15 protein-coding genes are annotated in these 17,512 nt (G+C 72.0%); 9 read left to right on the top strand and 6 right to left on the bottom strand.

Features of this window, described 5'->3' with window-relative positions; translation table 11 throughout:
• Positions 1–22: 22 nt before the first annotated feature.
• Positions 23–1,276, top strand: coding sequence for a PucR family transcriptional regulator (locus tag ACYVP9_RS22115; protein ID WP_460607139.1), 1,254 nt, complete (start codon positions 23–25; stop codon positions 1,274–1,276).
• Positions 1,277–1,288: 12 nt separating this feature from the next.
• Here ACYVP9_RS22115 and ACYVP9_RS22110 read toward each other — a convergent pair whose 3' ends face one another.
• Complete coding sequence (locus tag ACYVP9_RS22110; RefSeq protein ID WP_460607137.1) at positions 1,289–2,803, bottom strand: MFS transporter; 1,515 nt, start codon at positions 2,801–2,803, stop codon at positions 1,289–1,291.
• A 71-nt stretch (positions 2,804–2,874) separates the two neighbouring features.
• On the opposite strand from ACYVP9_RS22110, the gene ligD reads away from it, so the two are divergent.
• The 6 genes from ligD to nudC all read left to right on the top strand — a co-directional run bounded on the left by ligD (position 2,875) and on the right by nudC (position 9,602).
• The gene (gene ligD / locus ACYVP9_RS22105; protein WP_460607136.1) at positions 2,875–3,828 is read left to right on the top strand and encodes an ATP-dependent DNA ligase; all 954 of its coding nucleotides are present in this window, start codon (positions 2,875–2,877) and stop codon (positions 3,826–3,828) included.
• Positions 3,829–3,921: 93 nt separating this feature from the next.
• A complete protein-coding gene (locus ACYVP9_RS22100; RefSeq protein ID WP_460607135.1) occupies positions 3,922–5,307 on the top strand; it encodes a zinc-binding metallopeptidase family protein in 1,386 nt (461 codons plus the stop codon).
• On the top strand, positions 5,283–5,975 hold the full coding sequence (locus ACYVP9_RS22095) for a hypothetical protein (RefSeq protein WP_460607134.1): 693 nt from the start codon (positions 5,283–5,285) through the stop codon (positions 5,973–5,975). The genes ACYVP9_RS22100 and ACYVP9_RS22095 overlap by 25 nt, the downstream gene beginning before the upstream one ends.
• 44 nt (positions 5,976–6,019) lie before the next feature.
• Positions 6,020–7,351: a M16 family metallopeptidase gene (locus ACYVP9_RS22090; RefSeq protein WP_460607132.1), complete on the top strand. Its 1,332-nt coding sequence runs from the start codon at positions 6,020–6,022 to the stop codon at positions 7,349–7,351.
• On the top strand, positions 7,348–8,658 hold the full coding sequence (locus ACYVP9_RS22085; RefSeq protein ID WP_460607131.1) for a M16 family metallopeptidase: 1,311 nt from the start codon (positions 7,348–7,350) through the stop codon (positions 8,656–8,658). The genes ACYVP9_RS22090 and ACYVP9_RS22085 overlap by 4 nt, the downstream gene beginning before the upstream one ends.
• Before the next feature lie 2 nt (positions 8,659–8,660).
• On the top strand, positions 8,661–9,602 hold the full coding sequence (gene nudC / locus ACYVP9_RS22080; protein WP_460607130.1) for an NAD(+) diphosphatase: 942 nt from the start codon (positions 8,661–8,663) through the stop codon (positions 9,600–9,602).
• Positions 9,603–9,621: 19 nt separating this feature from the next.
• On the opposite strand, the gene ACYVP9_RS22075 is transcribed toward nudC, so the two are convergent.
• Positions 9,622–10,419 carry a maleylpyruvate isomerase family mycothiol-dependent enzyme gene (locus ACYVP9_RS22075; RefSeq protein WP_460607129.1) on the bottom strand — a complete coding sequence of 266 codons (798 nt, stop codon included), beginning with the start codon at positions 10,417–10,419 and terminating at the stop codon, positions 9,622–9,624.
• A 247-nt stretch (positions 10,420–10,666) separates the two neighbouring features.
• Here ACYVP9_RS22075 and ACYVP9_RS22070 point away from each other — a divergent pair, with 247 nt between their 5' ends.
• Complete coding sequence (locus ACYVP9_RS22070) at positions 10,667–10,996, top strand: histone-like nucleoid-structuring protein Lsr2 (protein WP_460607128.1); 330 nt, start codon at positions 10,667–10,669, stop codon at positions 10,994–10,996.
• A gap of 3 nt (positions 10,997–10,999) precedes the next feature.
• Here the strand turns inward: ACYVP9_RS22070 and ACYVP9_RS22065 are convergent, their stop codons facing one another.
• Positions 11,000–12,520 carry an HNH endonuclease signature motif containing protein gene (locus tag ACYVP9_RS22065; protein WP_460607127.1) on the bottom strand — a complete coding sequence of 507 codons (1,521 nt, stop codon included), beginning with the start codon at positions 12,518–12,520 and terminating at the stop codon, positions 11,000–11,002.
• A 158-nt stretch (positions 12,521–12,678) separates the two neighbouring features.
• Between ACYVP9_RS22065 and ACYVP9_RS22060 the strand changes: the two genes are divergently transcribed.
• A complete protein-coding gene (locus tag ACYVP9_RS22060) occupies positions 12,679–13,029 on the top strand; it encodes a hypothetical protein (RefSeq protein WP_460607126.1) in 351 nt (116 codons plus the stop codon).
• A 40-nt stretch (positions 13,030–13,069) separates the two neighbouring features.
• Here the strand turns inward: ACYVP9_RS22060 and ACYVP9_RS22055 are convergent, their stop codons facing one another.
• From ACYVP9_RS22055 to ACYVP9_RS22045, 3 genes are read right to left on the bottom strand one after another with little or no spacing between them, the layout of a single operon-like run.
• On the bottom strand, positions 13,070–13,243 hold the full coding sequence (locus tag ACYVP9_RS22055; protein ID WP_460607125.1) for a hypothetical protein: 174 nt from the start codon (positions 13,241–13,243) through the stop codon (positions 13,070–13,072).
• Positions 13,203–13,865: a nucleoside/nucleotide kinase family protein gene (locus tag ACYVP9_RS22050; protein ID WP_460607124.1), complete on the bottom strand. Its 663-nt coding sequence runs from the start codon at positions 13,863–13,865 to the stop codon at positions 13,203–13,205. Before ACYVP9_RS22050 ends, ACYVP9_RS22055 begins: the two co-directional genes overlap by 41 nt.
• Positions 13,866–13,884: 19 nt before the next feature.
• Complete coding sequence (locus ACYVP9_RS22045) at positions 13,885–17,466, bottom strand: ABC transporter ATP-binding protein (RefSeq protein ID WP_460607253.1); 3,582 nt, start codon at positions 17,464–17,466, stop codon at positions 13,885–13,887.
• Positions 17,467–17,512 lie beyond the last annotated feature (46 nt).

The following is a 17,512-nucleotide window of genomic DNA, read 5'->3' as shown; positions in this document are numbered from 1 at the left end:
TGTCAGACGTGCGGCGGTTGCGGTGACCCTGCCGGGTTCGGCCGCACCCGCCGGGTGGCCGCCGGACGGCGCCCGCCGCGCCTCCCACCGGGGGGTACCGCGCGCGCTGGCGCAGTTCATGCGCCCGGTCGAGGACGACCTCGTGTCCGAGATCGTCGACGAGGTGCAGCGCCGCATCGCCGAGTACGGGCCCGACCCGGACGGCGTCAACCTGACCAGCACCCGCCTGGTCGTCGACCAGGCGGTGCGCTACTTCGTCGAGCACATCGAGCAGCCGGACGCCCCGCGCGACCAGCTGAACGAGACGTTGCGCCGGCTCGGGCGCTCGATGGCCTACGAGGGGCGCCGCGTCGAGGTGCTCCACTCCGCGTACCAGATCGGTGCCCAGCTGGCCTGGAAACGGATTCGCGCGATGGCGGAGCGTCGCGGTCTCGGGGCGACGCTGCTGGGCGAGCTCGGCGAGGAGCTGTACGCCTACATGGCGACGCTCGCCGAACAGTCCGAGATCGGCTTCCGCGAGGCGCAGTCCCAGTTGAGCGACGCCGCCCACCAGTGGCGCGGCCGGGCCCTCGAACTCGTCCTGGCCGGGCAGGCCGCACCGACCGGCGAGCTGGCGGCGCACGCCGCCGCCGGCGGGTGGCAGGTGCCCGAGCAGGTCGCGCTCGTGGCCGTCCGGCCGTCGCGGGACCTGCCGTTGCCGTCGGTGCGCATGCTGCACCCCAGCACCCTCGCGACGATGCGGGCGGACGATCCGGTCGTCCTGCTGCCGGCGCCGGTCGCCCCCGAGCTCGGCCGCGAGCTGGCCGTGCTGTTCGAGGGGCATCGCATCGCCATCGGCTGCGAGGTGCCCCTCGCGTCGGCCGCCGCGTCGTTGCGCTGGGCCCGCCGGGCGCTCGAACTCGTCGACGCGGGCGTCATACCCGCGGCGCCGGTCGTCGACTGTCGCGACCACGTCGGCACGCTCTGGATCCACGCCGAGCCGATGCTCGCCGAGATCGTGGTGTCGTCCACACTGGCGCCGCTGTTCGCCGAGCCCCGCAACAGCCGCCGCATCCTGGGTCTGACGCTGCTGCACTGGCTCGCCGCGCAGAACCCGTCCGCCCCGGCGATGGCCGAGGCGCTCGGGGTGCATCCGCAGACCGTCCGCTACCGCCTCAAGCGGCTGCGGGAGATCTTCGGCGACCGTGTCGACGATCCGCAGGTCCGGCTGGAGATGTCACTGGCGCTGCGCGCGACCGGCCCGCAGTGGAACGACGGGCGGCCCGCGCCGGCCTGACGGACGCGGACGTCAGCGCGCGACCTCGGCCGCGACCTCGGCCGCGACCTCGTCGGGGCGGACGGGGTGGTCGGCCTCGGCCAGGCGGTGCTCACCGTGGTGGTGGGCGGCGGCGCGCCCTCCGGTCACCATCTCGCCGAGGCCGATGAGCAGCGCCGCCGCCACGAAGGCCGCCGCGACGCCGAGACCAATCTCGAACGAGGCCGCGAAGTCGCCGCGGCTGTTCGCGAGGTGCGCGAAGAAGGCCGATCCGACGGCGGCGATGCCGACGGCCGACCCGATGCGTTGCCCGGTCTGCAGCAACCCGCCCGCCGTCCCGGCGTGGCGCACCGGTACGTCGTTGAGCGTGAGGGTCTGGTTCGGGGAGATCACCAGGCCGTTGCCGAACCCGGCGATCAGCAGCGGCAGGATCGTCGCGATCGCGGTGTCGTGGTCGGGGAACAGCCGGGCCGCCACGAAGGTGCCGGCGAACCCGAGCAGCACGAGCAGCAGCCCGATGACGACCACGGACCGTCCGGCCCGCTCGACGAAACGGCTGCCGACGGCGGCCATGATGCCGGAGCCGACCGCGAACGGCGTGATCGCGAGGCCGGCGAGCAGCGCCGAGTACTGCTGTCCGGTCTGCAGGTACAGCGTGAAGACGAAGAACAGCGGCGTGAAGCCGGCGAAGTAGAGCGCGATGAGCGCCGAGCCGAAGCTGTACGACCGCGCCTTGTAGAGGTCGAGATCGACGAGCGGTTCGCGTCCGCGACGCTTGTACCGCACGTCCCAGAGCACGAACGCGGCCAGCAGCAGGAGCGCGGCGGGCACGAGCAGCCACTTCGTCGAGCCCGTCCAGTTCTGCTCCTGTACGAACGGCAGCAGCAGCACGACCGCGCCGGCGCCGAGCAGCACGACGCCGAACAGGTCGAGGTCGTGGTGCTTGCCGTCGCGCTCCTTCGGCTTCGGCAGCAACCGCCACGCGAGCGGGATGGCGACGAGGCCGATCGGCACGTTGACGACGAAGACCGCCCGCCACCCGTGGTCGGTGCCGAACAGCTCGATGAGCACACCGCCCAGCAGGGGGCCGATGGCGGTCGAGACGCCGACCATGCTGCCGAACAGGCCGAACGCCTTCGCCCGCTCCTTGCCTCGGAACAGTTCCTGGATGACGGCCGTGATCTGCGGCGTCAGCATGCCACCGGCCAAACCCTGCACGAGCCGGGCCAGCACCAGGAAGATCGCGTTCGGCGCGGCACCGCACGCCGCGGACGCGAGCGTGAACAGCCCCAGGGCGACGACGAACACGGTGCGCCGCCCGCGCAGGTCACCGATGCGTCCCGCCGGGACGAGCAGCAACCCGAAGGTCAGGGCGTAACCCGACACCACCCACTGCAGCTCGCTCTGTGCGGCGTCGAGGCCGGTGCGGATGGACGGCAGCGCGACGTTCACGATCGAGACGTCGAGCAACACCATCGACCCGCCGAGCAGGCAGACGGCGAGGGCCCGCCAGCGGTTCGGGTCGGGCCGGTCCTGCGGTTGGCTCACCCGGACCCCTTACCCGCCTCACGCGCGAGCTATGCGTGGCGTGTGCGGCACCGGCGGGTACGACTCTCAGCGTGCTGGAGCGGCTGACGGACGACGAGCGGGGTCTGCTGCGGGAGGCCCGTCCGCCCGTGTCCGTGCCGGTCACGCTGGCGACGCTCACCGACGAGCGCTTCAGCGACCCGCAGTGGATCTTCGAGCGCAAGTGGGACGGCATCCGGTGCGTCGCCCACCGGTCGGCGGACGGGTCGGTGCGGCTGACGTCGCGCAACGACCTCGACCTCACCGGGCGCTTCCCGTCCGTGGCGGCGGCGGTGTCCGCACAGGGTGACGGAGAGCTCGTCGTCGACGGCGAGGTCGTCGCGATGGACGGCCGCCGCACCAGCTTCGAGAAGCTGCAGCAGGGCGGGCGTCCCGTCTACTACGTCTTCGACGTGCTGTTCGCCGGCGGGTACGACCTGCGCGCCCTGCCCTTGCGCACCCGCAAGAAGGTGCTGCGCGACGTGCTGGCGTTCGACGACCCGCTGCGCTTCACCGCCCACCGGGTCGGCGCGGGGGAGCAGATGTTCCGCGAGGCCTGCGCCCGTGGCGACGAGGGCGTGATCGCCAAGCGCGCCGACACGCCGTACGAGGGCGGTCGCTCAAAGCACTGGTTGAAGTTCAAGTGCGTCAAGGACCAGGAGCTTGTGCTGGGCGGGTGGACCGAGCCGCAGGGCAGCCGGACGGACTTCGGGGCCCTGCTGCTCGGCTACTGGCACGGGGACGAGTTCCGCTACGCCGGCAAGGTCGGCACCGGGTTCACCGGGCACACGCTGGCCGAGATCGGCGCCGCGCTACGCGAGCGCGAGACCGACACGTCCCCGTTCAGCACGCGGGTGAAGGAGAAGGGGGCCCACTGGGCCCGTCCCGAACTCGTCGCCGAGATCGGTTTCACCGAGTGGACGGCGGGTGGCATGCTGCGCCACCCGCGCTTCCTCGGCCTGCGCGACGACAAGGACCCCCGTGAGGTCGTCCGCGAGCAGAAGTAGGTTCGGGGGTATGAGCGAGCGTCAGCGAGCGAATCATCAGCACAGCGCGTTCGGTGCCTCGTGCCGTCGCCCGGAGCGAAGCGAGGACGCGGCATGAGCACCGCAGAGCGTGAGTATGTGACCGCCCACCGCGACGACCTGTTGTCGGACCTGGACGCCTGGCTGCGCATCCCCGGCATCAGCGCCCAGCCCGATCGGCACGACGACGTGCGGCGCAGCGCCGAGTGGTTGGCCGACGCGTTCCGCCGCACCGGCTTCCCCACCGTGGAGGTGTGGGACGGCGGCCCGTGGCTGCCGGCCGTGTACGCGGAGTGGCGCAGCGACGACCCGGACGCCCGCACCGTGCTGGTCTACGGGCACCACGACGTGCAGCCGGTCGACCCGCTGGAGCTGTGGCACACCGACCCGTTCGACCCGACCGTCGACGGCGACGTGCTGCGCGCCCGCGGCGCGTCCGACGACAAGGGCCAGTTGCTGTTCCACCTGCTCGGCGTGCAGGCGCACCTCGCCGCGACCGGGCGCACGTCCCCGGCGGTGAATCTCCGCTTCGTGATCGAGGGCGAGGAGGAGTCGGGCTCACCGCACTTCGAGGAGCTGCTCGCCGCCCACGCCGACCGTCTCTCGTGCGACGTCTGCGTCGTCACCGACACCGGCATGGTCGCTCCGGACGTGCCCAGCACGGTCACGGGCATGCGGGGGCTCGTCGCCGCGACGGTCGGTTTCCACGGCCCCGACCTCGATCTGCACTCCGGCCAGTTCGGCGGTGCGGTGCCGAACCCGGCCACCGAGCTGGCCCGGCTCGTCGCGGCGCTGCACGACGCGGACGGCCACGTGCAGGTCCCGGGCTTCTACGACGACGTCGTCGAGCTGACCGACGAGGAACGCGACCTGTTCGCGAAGGTTCCCGGCGAGGACTCGGATTTCCTCAAGGTTGCGCAAAGCCGGGCAACCCGCGGTGAGTCCGGTTTCACGACCCTCGAGCGACTGGGCGCCCGTCCGACCGCCGAGGTGAACGGCATCGGCGGTGGCTACCAGGGCGACGGCCACAAGACGATCGTCCCGAGCGACGCGTTCGTGAAGCTCAGCTTCCGGCTCGTCGCGAACCAGGACCCGGCGAAGATCGTGGCCGGCGTCGAACGGTTCGTCTCCGAGCACACCCCGGACGGCATCGTCGCCCACCTCGAGTGGGAGGGGGCCGGCGTCGCGCCGTGCCTTGTGCCGCTCGGCACCCCCGCCTACACCGCGCTGACCGACGCCATCTCGGCCGCGTTCGACGGGGCCGAGGTGCTGCCGACCCGCGAGGGCGGCAGCGGGCCCGAGGCGGCGCTGCAGCAGGCGGTCGGCGCGCCCCTGGTCTTCCTCGGCGTCGGCCTGCCCGACGACCAGATCCACGCGCCCAACGAGAAGGTCACCCTGTCGATGCTCTACCGCGGCGCCGAGGCGGCCGCCCACCTGTGGTCCCGGCTCGCCGCGCTGTAGCGGCGGCGCTCGCCGTCGCCGCGACCGTCCTGACCGCCTGCTCGACCGTCGACGGCAGCGGCTCGGTCGCGTCCGGGGCGTCCGCGGTCCCGTCCGGTTTCCCGTCAGCGCCGGCCGGTACCGCCGGCCCGGTCATCCCGTCCTCGGTCCCGGGGTCGGCGGCGCCCGGTTCCTACCGGTGCCCCGACGCGCGCTTCCCGCTCGCCGACCTGTCGTTCACGTGCGTCACCGACGGCATGACGGTCTCCTCCGGGCCGGTGTTCTCGCCGGTGCTGTCCCGGGAGGTCGAGGCGGGCACGGGCTGGCGCCTGGAGATGAGCGCCGAGCGCTGGAACCAGGGCCCGTCCAGCGCCCCCGCCATCGTGCAGGCGATCAGCCAGGAGCAGGTGGGCCTCGAGTCGTACGGCGAGGACCCCACCGTCCGACAGGTGCAGCGCACGACCCGCACGGTCAGCGGCCGTCCGGCGTACCTCGCGGTCGACGACATCACGATCAACCCCACCTGGGCCCGGTCCGAGGGCACGAAGGTGAAGGTGGAGCGCCGGTGGCTGATGGTCGTCGAGACCACCACCGACAACTTCTCGGTGTTCTTCGCGAGCATCCCCGACCTCGAGAAGCAGCTCTGGCCGCGGATGGGTGACGTGCTGGACTCGGTCAAGATCCTTTGAGGACGCCCCGCGCGCGTCCGGCGTGTCGTACGTAGGGTGAACTGGTGCCGCCTGCCGTGAAGACGCGCTCCCGGACGAAGCCAGTGCCGTCCCCGAGCTTCGAACTCGCCCATCACACCCTCGACAACGGCCTGCGGGTCGTGCTCGCCCCGGACCGGTCCGCGCCGGTCGTCGGCGTGGCCGTCCTGTACGACGTGGGCATCCGGTCCGAGCCCGAGGGCCGCACCGGGTTCGCCCACCTGTTCGAGCACCTGATGTTCCAGGGATCGGCCACGCTCGAAAAGCTCGAGCACTTCCGCTACGTGCAGTCGAGCGGCGGCACCTTCAACGGCTCGACGCACTTCGACTACACCAACTACTTCGAGGCGTTGCCGTCGAACGCTCTCGAACGCGGGTTGTTCCTCGAGGCCGACCGCATGCGCAGCCCGCGCATCACCGCCGAGAACCTCGCCAACCAGCTCGAGGTCGTGAAGAACGAGATCCGCGTGAACGTGATGAACCGGCCGTACGGCGGGTTCCCGTGGATCCACCTGCCGTCCGTCCTGTTCGACACGTTCGCGAACTCGCACAACGGCTACGGCGGGTTCGAGGACCTCGAGAGCGCGACGACCGCCGACGCCGAGGACTTCTTCCACCGCTACTACGCGCCGGCCAACGCGGTGCTCAGCGTCGCCGGCGACCTCGACGTCGACACCACGCTCGCCATGATCGAGACCCACTTCGGTGGCATCGAGAAGCGTCCCGCGCCGAAGCGTCCGTCCTTCGCCGAACCGCATCTGACGTCGCAACGGCGTGCGACGCACGAGGACCCGCACGCGCCCATCCCCGCCGTGGCCATCGGCTACCGGGTCGCCGACCCGGTCGGCTCGCTCGACCGGTTGCTGGCGAAGCTGCTGCTGTGCGAGGTGCTCACCGACGGCGACGCCTCCCGCCTGCAGCGCCGGCTCGTGCACCGCGACCGGCTGGCCACCAGCATCTCCGCCTACGTGGGCGAGTTCGGCGACCCGTTCGACGAGCGCGACCCCACCACGCTGACCATCAGCGCGCACTACCCGGACGCGAAGGCGCTCGACGCCATCCTCGACGCGCTCGACGACGAGATCTCCCGCGTCGCCGACGACGGTCTCGAGCCGGGCGAGCTCGACCGGGTGCGCACGCGCCTGGTCAGCGTGCTGCTGCGCGAGGTCGACGCCGTCATCTCCCGCACGCTCGAGTTCGCGAAGTTCGAGCTCGTACACGGTCGCGCCGAGCTGCTCAGCGAGATCCCCGGGCGGCTCGCCGCCGTCACCGAGGACGACCTTCGCGCAGCCGCGCGCGAACTCGTGCCCGAGCGCCGCGCCGTGCTCGAACTGATCGCCGGCGGAGGCCGCTCATGACCGTCCCCGCCCTCACCAAGCCCAAGGCGGCGCGGGCGCTCAAGGCGTCCGAGACGACCCTCGACAACGGCCTGCGCGTGGTCGCCGTCCGCAAGCCGGGCGTGCCGCTCGTCGAGATGCGGCTGCGCCTGCCCTTCCTGTCGGCGAAGCCCGAGCACCCGGCGCGGGCCACCGTGCTGGCCGAGGTGCTGCCCACCGGCGCCGGGCCGTACGACCGGTCCGCCCTGGCCGCGGCCGTGCAGGAGCTCGGCGCCGACCTGTCCGTGTCCGTCGACGCCGACCGGCTCATCGTCGGCGGCAACGTGCTCGCCACCAACCTGCGGCCGTTGCTCGACATCGTCGCCACCGTGCTCACCGAACCGGCGTACGCGAAGGACGAGGTCGCCACCGAGCGCGACCGCATGGTCGAGCGGCTGACGATCGCCCGCGCCCGCGCCGGCGTCGTCGCCGCCGAGGCGCTCGCTCGTCGCATGTACGGCGACCACCCGTACGCCGTCGACCTGCCCCAGCCCGAGGCCGTCGCCGAGGTCACGTCCGCCAACCTGCGCTCGCTGCACAAGTCGCTGGTGCGTCCCGACGGGGCGATGCTCGTGCTGGTGGGCGAGGCGACGCCCGACCGCATGATCGCGCAGGCGCAGGAGGCGTTGGCCGGCTGGACCGGCACGCCCACGAAGCAGCGTGCCCCGAAGCTTCCGACGCCCCCCGGCGGACCGCTGCTGGTCGTCGACCGTCCCGGCTCGGTGCAGTCGTCGCTGCGCATGGGCCGCGCCGGCATCGGTCGGCTCGACGAGCGCTTCCCGGCGCTCGCGCTGGCCAACATGATCTTCGGTGGGTACTTCTCGTCCCGCTGGACGGAGAACATCCGCGAGGACAAGGGCTACACGTACGGCCCGCACAGCCGCATCGAGCACCACGCGCTCGGCTCGTCCCTGACGCTCGAGGCCGAGGTGGCCACCGAGGTCACGGCGCCCGCGCTGCTCGAGACCTGGTACGAACTGGGTCGCATCGCGTCGCTGCCGGTGACCGCGACGGAGGTCGACTCGGTGCGGCAGTACGCCATCGGCACCCTCGCGCTGTCGACGGCCACGCAGGCGGGGCTCGCGTCCACGCTGTCGGCGCTGTCGCCGTTCGGGCTCGGGCTCGACTGGATCAAGCAGTACCCGTCCCTGCTGCAGAAGACGACCGTCGAGGACGTCAGCGCCGCCGCCGCCGAGTTCTTCACGCCGACGGGTTTCACGTCCGTCGTCGTCGGCGACGCCGGCCAGATCGCCGAGCCGCTGGCCCGCCTCGGCGCCGTCGAGCGGTAGCGGTGCCCCGCGACCCGGACGCGCCGCCGTTGGCGCGCGAGGCCTTCGACCGCGCCGCGCACCGGCGCTCGGACGACGCGTGGCTGGCCGACGCGTGGAACCGCGCCCGGGTCGTGCTGATCAGCCCCGGCTCGGCCACGCCGGTCGGTGCGGACGGGCACGCCGACTTCCGTCCGTCCTCGTCGGTCGACGCGTCGCTGACCCGCCGCTTCCTGGGCGAGGTCGACGGCGTCCCGTACTTCACCGTCACCACCGAGCCCGACGGGGCGGACGGCGCCGACGCCGGCTGGCTGACGCTGCGCGACATCGGCGCCTCGAGCACGGACGTCGAGGGCGCGCTGCTCGCGACGTCCATCGGGCTCGAGCAGTGGCACCAGAAGCACACCCACTGCCCGCGGTGCGGTGCGCCGACGGACGAGACCCAAGCCGGGTGGACGCGTACCTGCACCGTCGATCACAGCCAGCACTTCCCGCGCACGGACCCGGCCGTCATCATGCTCATCCACGACGGCGTCGCCGGTGCGGGCGGGCTGGCGCTGCTCGGCCGCGGCCGGCAGTGGGGGCCGGGTCGGTTCTCGACCCTGGCCGGGTTCGTCGAGCCGGGGGAGTCGCTCGAGCAGGCGGTCGCGCGCGAGGTCTTCGAGGAGGTCGGCGTCGGCGTGCGCGACGTGCGCTACGTGGCCTCGCAGCCGTGGCCGTTCCCGGCATCGTTGATGCTGGGGTTCACCGCACGGCTGGACGGCCCGTCGGGCATCACACTCGACCCGGTCGAGATGGCCGAGGCCGACTGGTTCTCGCGCGACGAGGTGCGCCGCGCCGCCGACTGGACCGACGACCTGACCACCCCGATCGAGGGCGAGGGTGACGTGCGGCTGCGCGCGATCCCACCGGTGTTCTCGATCAGCCGGTTCCTCATCGACCGCTGGCTGGCCGGCGGGGACTGACCCCGCCGACCGTCCGCGGTCAGACGATGTTCAGCGCGTCGAGCAGGGCCGTGCCGTAGGCCTCGTCGCCGGCCAGGGTGCTCGACGGACGCCAGTCGGCGCGCTTCGTGCCCCAGAGGACGAAGTCGGTGGCGGCGGACGTGACCGTCGCGGCGGGGTCGGTGAGTCCCTCGCCGATCGTCGGGAAGGGCTCACCCGGCAGCAGCGTCCACTGTCCGCCGCCCGGGCCGGTCAGCACGATGCCGAACGGGCGGTCGAGTCGCTGCGCGACGGGCGAGCACATCTGCGGGATGCCGGCGAGCATCCACCCCACGCCCGGGGCGAGGATCTCGTCGGTGACGGGCTGCGGCGGACGCTGCACCGGGCCCTCGGGCGCGAGCAGGTCGATGTTCATGTGGCAGTACATGTCGAACGCGAAGGCGTCGGCCAACAGGTTCATCGGGTAGGTGCCGAGGTCGGCGAGCGTCAGCGGTGCCTCGGCGGCAGGAGGCTGCTGCACGGCCTCGAGCGCGCCGATCGCGGGCTCGAGCCACTGGTCGAACTCGGCGCGGACCTCGTCGGCCGACCAGCCGCGGCGGGCTGCGACCAGCATCTCCTGCTGGTCCTCCGCCTTCTCCGGCGGCGGGGGAGCGTCGAGGTCGGGAGCCGGCGGCTGGGCGAGGACGAAGAAGTTGCTGCCGGTGTGGGCGACGAGGTCCTGCACGCTCCACCCGGTACAGCGACTGGGCGCCGCCCACTCCTCGGGGGTCAACGTGCCGACGACCTCGGCATAGCGGCGGGCGAGCTCACGGCTCGCGGCGGCTCCGGCTGTTGTCACTCTGATTCCTTACCGTAGGCGGTGTACAGAAACGTAACCGCTCGCGATGCCGGGCGCCACAACGAGATTTCTGTGCGCCTCTACCGCGTGACCCGTCGGTTGCGCGCAAGAATGCGGAGAGTGCGTGCCGAGCGTGCGGTCGTCGGTGGTTCGTGTCGCAATCAGGACGGTGTCGTCCGGCGGTTCCCACGGCTTTCCGCAGTTCTGCTGCTAATTTCCGGGCGTGGTCCAAAAAAGGGAAACGGTCGTGTCGCTCATCGACGACCTGGACGGCGGCAAGGCCGACCGGACGATCTCGTTCGCGTTTGAGGGAGCGCACTACGAGATCGAGTTGAGCAAGAAGAATGCGGCAGCGCTCGAGAAGGCGCTGAAGCCCTACATCGAGGTCGCACGCCGGTCCGCGGGATCGAAGCGGCCGTCGCGTCCGCGGGGTCGGTCCCGTGCCGCGTCCGGCGCGGCGTCGTCGCGCAAGGACCTCGCAGCCATCCGCGAGTGGGCCGCTGCGAACGGCATCGAGGTCTCGACACGCGGGCGTATCGCGCAGAGCGTGCTCGACGCCTACGCCGCCGCGCACTGACCTTCAGCTCAACCTGACCAGCACCGGTCCGAATCGGACGTCGGGTGGGTGATGCGCATAGTTGCGCAAAGGTCGCCGCTGCGGGTCGAGCAGGCGGGGCGGGATCCATTCGGGTCGTCCGTCGTCGGCCATGCGGACGCTCCAGTCACCGCGGTCGAGCAGCTGGTGGTGGAACACGCAGACGAGGCACATGTTGTCGATGTCGGTGCGGCCGCCGTCCTCCCAGCGGACGACGTGGTGGGCCTGCGTCCAGGCCAAGGGGCGGGTGCAGCCGGGGAAGCTGCAGCCGGCGCCGTCGCGGCCGGCGATGACCTTGCGTTGCGTGCCGGTGGCGTTGCGCCGAGCGCGCCCGTAGGCAAGCACCGGCCCCCGTCCGGGGCGGCGAGGGAACAGGCGGGTGACGAAGCGGCGGACGGCCTCGAACGGCGCCGTCTCGTCCGGGCCGGGCATCGGCTCGTCGCTGGTCGGCTCGTTCGCCCTCGGCTCGTTCGCCCTCGGTTCGTCGGCTACCGGTTCGTCGGCTACCGGTTCGTCGGCGAGGGTGTCGTCAGGCGTGTCGTCGGTGAGGCACAGTTCGATGCCCAGCTCCCCCGCCAGGGCGAGGACCTGCTCGACGCCGAGCAGTTCGCCGTGGCTGGTGCGCACCACCCCGCCCGCGCGGGCGAGCTCCCGGAGGCCGACGGTGACGATCAGCGTGGCGGGGACGCCGCCGGCATCGGGCAGCACGCCGGAGCGCAGCAGCCGCAGCCCGATCTCCTCCATCGCATCATGGCGCCGTTGCGCCGGACTGCGCTCGTCCCGCACGACTGTCCCGTCCGCGGTCGTCGTCTCCGGGCGGGGTGCGGCGAGCGTGTCGAACAGGGTCCGCCACAACGCCGCGCACCGTGCCGTCATCGCGCCCGACAGGCCGGCCAGCCCGGCCACGTCCGGTGACAAGGTCACACCACGCCGCTCGGGATCGGGCTGCTTCTCGGGCAGGATCCGCTGCAGCAGCTGCTCTCCGAGTTGCCGCAGTGTCTGCGGGTCGGTCTGCCTCGCGGCACCCAGCAGCGCCGTGTGGGCGATCTGCCACACCTCCGGCCCGAGCGATTCCGGCACGCGCCGCAGGATCGCGGCGATCACACTCGCGTGCGGCCCCGATATTTCCCCGCGGGTCACGGCGTCCGCCACCTCGTCCAGCAGCGGGGGCAACGCCTCCCCGGTCACCGCCCGCCGCGCACCGATCTCCGCGGCCCGCCGAACCCGGGCCCGTGCCTCCGCCCGGGCCACGTGCAGCCGCACCGTGAGCACGTCCGCCACCGACGTACGCCCCAACTCGCCGGCCAGACGACGATCGTCGACCTCGGCCAGCCATCGCGCGTCCACCGCAGCAAGACGCCGCGACTGCACCTCCAGCGCATCCACCGACGCCAGAAACGCCTCGGCATCACAGCCGGTCAGATCCACCGACAACAACCCGTCGATCGCCGCACGCAACGCACCCACCGCCTGCACGGCGGAGATCGGCGGCGCAACGCTGGTCACGAATCGAACATAGAACGGGGGTCTGACAGTTTCGGCCATCCGGGACCCGGTCAGGCGAAGATCATTCTGCTGGCGGCGAACACTCGTGTCACCATCTCGGCATGACTGTTCCGCCCGAGCTGCGACGCAGCAGCTCGCCGTCGGGAACCGTCCGCGACGTGGTCGTCGTCGAGGGCTACGCGATGGTGCTCGACGACCGCAATTCGGACGGTCAGGAGGTCGAACTGTCGATCTTTCGCGTGGACCACGACGGTTGGCGCTTCCTTTGCGAGCGCGATGACGTCGGTTACCCGCCCGCGGGCGCGACGGGCGATGTGGCATCGGGCGGCTCTCTCGGATTCGACGGTGAGTACTACGACTGGGCGGCCGGGCGGGACGCACCGCACGCCCGGGTGACCCTGCACTGGCACGGCCACAGCGTGGACGTCGCAGCGGACGACGACGGTTGGTGGCTGTTCGTCCGGCCGACGACCCAGGCCGAGGCGGGACGGATCCGGCGTGCGTGGTGAGCCAGGAATCCACCACGCCCGGCCGAGGGCGTACTCGCATCTACGACCTGCTCAGTCCGTCGAACAATCCAACTGACTCGACGACGCGGCGCAGTCGGTCGAGGAGGACGTGCGTCAGGCTGTCGTCGAAGAACGAACGGCCGGTCCGCGTCCACACGTCGCCTCGCCCGACGTCAGCGGTCGCGGACGAGTTCGGGGTCGCGAGGGTCGTCATGACGGACGACGATGGACGCGCGGTCGAGCGGGTCCTCCTCGGTGAGATAGAGACGGCACGCGGCCATGTACCGGGTCTCGTAGGCGTGGCGGGCGACGTCCGGGCCGCCGAGTCGGGCGGCGTCGCGGGCGATGCCGCGCGCCTGCGCCGATGCGAGGTCGGTGTCGAGGAACACGACCTCGTCCCAGAGGTCGCGCAGGCCACCCCGCTGCAGGAAGGTGCAGTCGAACAGCAGGACGCCGTCGTCCGGCAGCGTCGACCACGCGACGTCCGGACGGTCGACATCGAGGTCCATGACCCGTGTCGCGAACCGCCTCGAACCGCCGGGACCGAGCGGCAAAAGCACGTGCTGCTCCAGCGCTGCGAAGTCGTACGCGTCGTCGTAGTAGCCGCGGGCCGGGTCGTCCCGGTTACGGCGACGTCGTTCGGCCAGATGGTGGAAACCGTCGGAGTCGACGCGGGCCGCAGGACGCCCGGTGGCCGCGACCGCGGCCGTCAGCTCGCGCGCGAACGTGGTCTTGCCCGAGCCGCACACGCCGTCGACGCCCGCCCGCAACGGGTGGCCCGGCGACCGTTCATCCAGCCTGGCGACGATTCGGGACAGCAGTCCGTGGCGATCCACCCCAGCAGCCTGACAGGTGTCACCCGACGGCGCCGACGGACTCGAAGCTGCGCCACATGCGCGCGTACTCGCCGTCGCGCTCGAGCAACTCGTCGTGCGACCCGACCTCGGTGACGCGCCCGGCGACCAGCACGGCGATGCGATCGCAGACCTTCGCGGTCTGCAGCCGGTGCGCGATGACGATCGTGGTGCGGTCGCGGGCCACTGCCCGCATGGCGTCGTTGACGCGCGCCTCGGTCGCGAGATCGAGGTTCGAGGTCGCCTCGTCGAGCAGCAACAGGGCCGGGTCGGCGAGCTGCGCCCGGGCGAGCGCGATCAGCTGGCGCTGCCCGGACGACAGCGACCCGCCACGCTCGCCGAGCTGCGACTCGTACCCGCCGGGCAGGGCGCTGACCATCTCGTGCGCACCGACCGCGCGGGCGGCCGCCTCGACCTCGGCGTCGGAGGCGTCCGGCCGTCCGTAGGCGATGTTGTCACGCACCGACCCGGTGAACAGGAACGCCTCCTGCGGCACGTACCCGAGATGGTGCCGGTAGTCGCCGAGCGCGAGCGTCCGCAGGTCGTGGTCGTCGAGGCGGACGCTGCCGGTGTCGGGATCGTAGAAGCGGGCGAGCAGCTTGAGCGCCGTCGACTTGCCGGCGCCGGTCTCGCCGACCAGCGCGACCGACTCGCCCGGGACGACGTCGAGCGAGACCCCGCGCAGCGCGTCTCCGGCGGCCGATCCGGGGTAGGCGAACGACACCTGCTGCAGCTCGACGGCACCGTGCACGTCGTGCAGCGCCACCGGACGGTCGGGTTCCGGTGTCAGCGTCTCCTGACGCATCAGGTCGGCGATGCGGTTCACCGACACCCGGGTCTGTTGCCAGGCGTCGAACACCTGGGACAACTGCTGGATCGGCGCGAAGAACATGTCGATGTAGAGCAGGAACGCGATGAGCGCGCCGACGGTGAGCGACCCCGAGTCGATGAGCGCGGCGCCCACACCGAGCACCAGCGCGTCCGCGGCTGCGGACAGGAACTGCACGAACGGGAAGTACAGCGCCACGAGCCGCTGCGCGGCGACCCGGCTGCGGAAGTAGCCCATGCCGAGTTCGTGGAACCGTTCGTTCGCGGCGGCCTCGTGCACGAAGGCCTGCGACTCGCGGACACCCGACAGGCTCTCCTGGAAATCGGCGTTGACGGTCGCGATGCGGTCGCGCGACAGGTCGTAGAGGGCGGACGACCGCGTGCGGAACCACACCGTCGCGATCGCCAGCGGCACCAGCACCGACAGCACGACCAGACCGAGCTCGAGGTCGAGCACGAGCAGGAAGACGCCGACGCCGACGAAGGTCACGAAGGCCACCAGCGCAGCGAGCAACCCGTTGGACACCAGCTGCTCGAACTGGTCGACGTCCGTGGTCATCCGCGTCATGATGCGGCCGGCCAGCTCGCGTTCGTAGTAATCCAGCGACAGCCGCTGCAGCTGGGCCCACACGCGCAGGCGCAGCGACAGCATGATGCGCTCGGCAATCCGCCCGGTGACGAAGGTCGACGCGACGCGCACGACGAGGTCGACCGCGGTGACGGCGAGGAAGCCGACGGCGCAGGCGAACAGCACGTCGCGCGACTCGTCGACGACGCCGTGGTCGACGCCGTACTTCACGAAGTACGGACCGGCGAGGCCGAAGACCGCATCGAGCACGACGAGCACGAGCCCGACGGCGAACGCAGCGCGGAACTGCCGCAGCAACCGTCCGAGGGAGAACTCGCGCTGCGGCGCGGTCTCGGTGGCGAGGTCGACCTGCGCCTCGTCGCGGACGGGGGGAAGTGCCGCGACCTTGTCGGCCAGTTCCTCGGGCACCGCGAGGCCGTCGACCCGCCGGCGGCGGGGGACGGTCGCGACCGGTTCGGGCTCGGCGACGGGTGTGGATGCCTCGCCCGACAGCAACGAGCGGTACCGCGCACTGCGCTCGGTCAGTTCGGCGTGCGTGCCCTGGTCGGCGACACGGCCGTGGTCCATGACCACGATGCGGTCGGCGAGGCGCAGCGTCGACAGCCGGTGCGCGACCAGCAGGGTCGTCCGTCCGGCCAGCACGTCGCGCAGGCGGTCGTGGATCGCCTCCTCGGTGCGGGCGTCGACGGCACTGGTGGCGTCGTCGAGCACGAGCACCCGCGGGTCGGAAATGATCGCGCGCGCCAGCGCGATGCGCTGCCGCTGCCCGCCCGACAGGGTGAGCCCGCGCTCGCCGACGACGGTGTCGTACCCGTCGGGCAGGGCGCGGACGAAACCGTCCGCCTGCGCCACGACCGCGGCGGCGGTGATCTCGTCGTCCGTGGCGTCCGGACGGCCGTAGGCGATGTTCGCGCGGATCGTGTCGGAGAACAGGAAGCTGTCCTCGAAGGCGACCCCGATGCGGCGGCGCAGCGAGGGCAGCGTCACCGCGCGCACGTCGTGGCCGTCGACGCGGACGACCCCCGAGCGCGGGTCGTGGAAGCGCGAGACGAGGGCCGCGACCGTCGACTTGCCGCTGCCGCTCGCGCCGACCAGAGCCACCCGCTCGCCGGGTGCGATGTGCAGCGAGAACCCGTCGAGGACGGGTGCGTCGTCGCCGTAGCCGAAGACGACGTCGTCGAACGCGATGTCACCGCGGATGTCCGCCAGGTCGACGGCGTCAGGCGCGTCCGCGATGCGCGGCTGCAGGGCGAGCAGCCCGAAGATGCGCTCGACACCCGCGCGGGCCTGCTGGCCGACGGTGAGTATGCCGGCGAGGTATCGCGCCGGGGCCACGAACTGCCCGACGTAGGTGGTGAAGGCCAGGAAGGTGCCGATGCTGATGCTGCCGTCGAGCGTCAGCAGGCCGCCGAACACGAGGATGGCGACCTGCGCGAGCGTCGGGATGGCCGACAGCAGCGGCTGGTAGCGCGCGTTGAGGCGGACGGCGCGCAACCGTGACCCGTACAGGGTGCGGGCGGCGCCGGTGAGCCGTTCGAGCTCGCGCTGCTCCTGCCCGAACGCCTTGACGACCCGGACCCCGGTGACGCCCTCGGACACGAGCTGGGCGACGTCGCCCTCGTGCTGCTGCGCGACCCAGGTGGCGGGGAAGATCTTCACCCGCATGCGGTACGACGCCACGAACAGTGCCGGGATGACGACGAGGGCGACCAACGCCAGCAACGGCGACAGCACGAACATCACCACGACGGCGAGCACCATCAGCACGACGTTGCCGGTGACCAGGGGCAGGAACATCAACAGTCCCTGGATGAGCCCCGAGTCGGAGTTCGCCCTCGACACCAGCTGGCCCGTCGGCAGGGTGGCCAGCGTCCCCTGGTCGAGGCGCTGCAGGTGGTGGTGCACCGCGTCGCGCAGGTCGAGCTGCACGCCGAGCGCGACACGTCCGCCGTGGTAGCGGCGCACGTACGCGAGCGCGAACGTGACCACCGCGACGCCGAACAGCGCGACCAGCCACGGCCAGAGCGCATCGCGACGGGCCACGACCACCTCGTCGACGATCTGCCGGGCGATCAGCGGTACGGAGATCTGCCCGACGCTGCCGAGCAGCGCGGCGCCGAAGGCGAGCACCACCCCGTTGCGGTGCCGCATGAGCTGGCGCCACATCAGCGTGAGCCACCCGGCCGGCGGAGCGGGGGTGGGCAGGTCGGCG

It is taken from the genome of Jatrophihabitans fulvus (genome assembly GCF_054781375.1).
The sequence above is the reverse complement of the archived record's forward strand: the minus strand, read 5'-3'. Positions and strand labels throughout refer to the sequence as shown.

What these genes read in the sequence shown, in the direction of transcription:
- ACYVP9_RS22100 (WP_460607135.1), top strand. Translation starts at nt 3,922, where the DNA reads ATGAGCACCGCAGAGCGTGAGTATGTGACCGCCCACCGCGACGACCTG.
- ACYVP9_RS22085 (WP_460607131.1), top strand. Translation starts at nt 7,348, where the DNA reads ATGACCGTCCCCGCCCTCACCAAGCCCAAGGCGGCGCGGGCGCTCAAG.
- ACYVP9_RS22055 (WP_460607125.1), bottom strand. Translation starts at nt 13,243, where the DNA reads ATGACGACCCTCGCGACCCCGAACTCGTCCGCGACCGCTGACGTCGGG.
- ACYVP9_RS22045 (WP_460607253.1), bottom strand. Translation starts at nt 17,466, where the DNA reads ATGTGGCGCCAGCTCATGCGGCACCGCAACGGGGTGGTGCTCGCCTTC.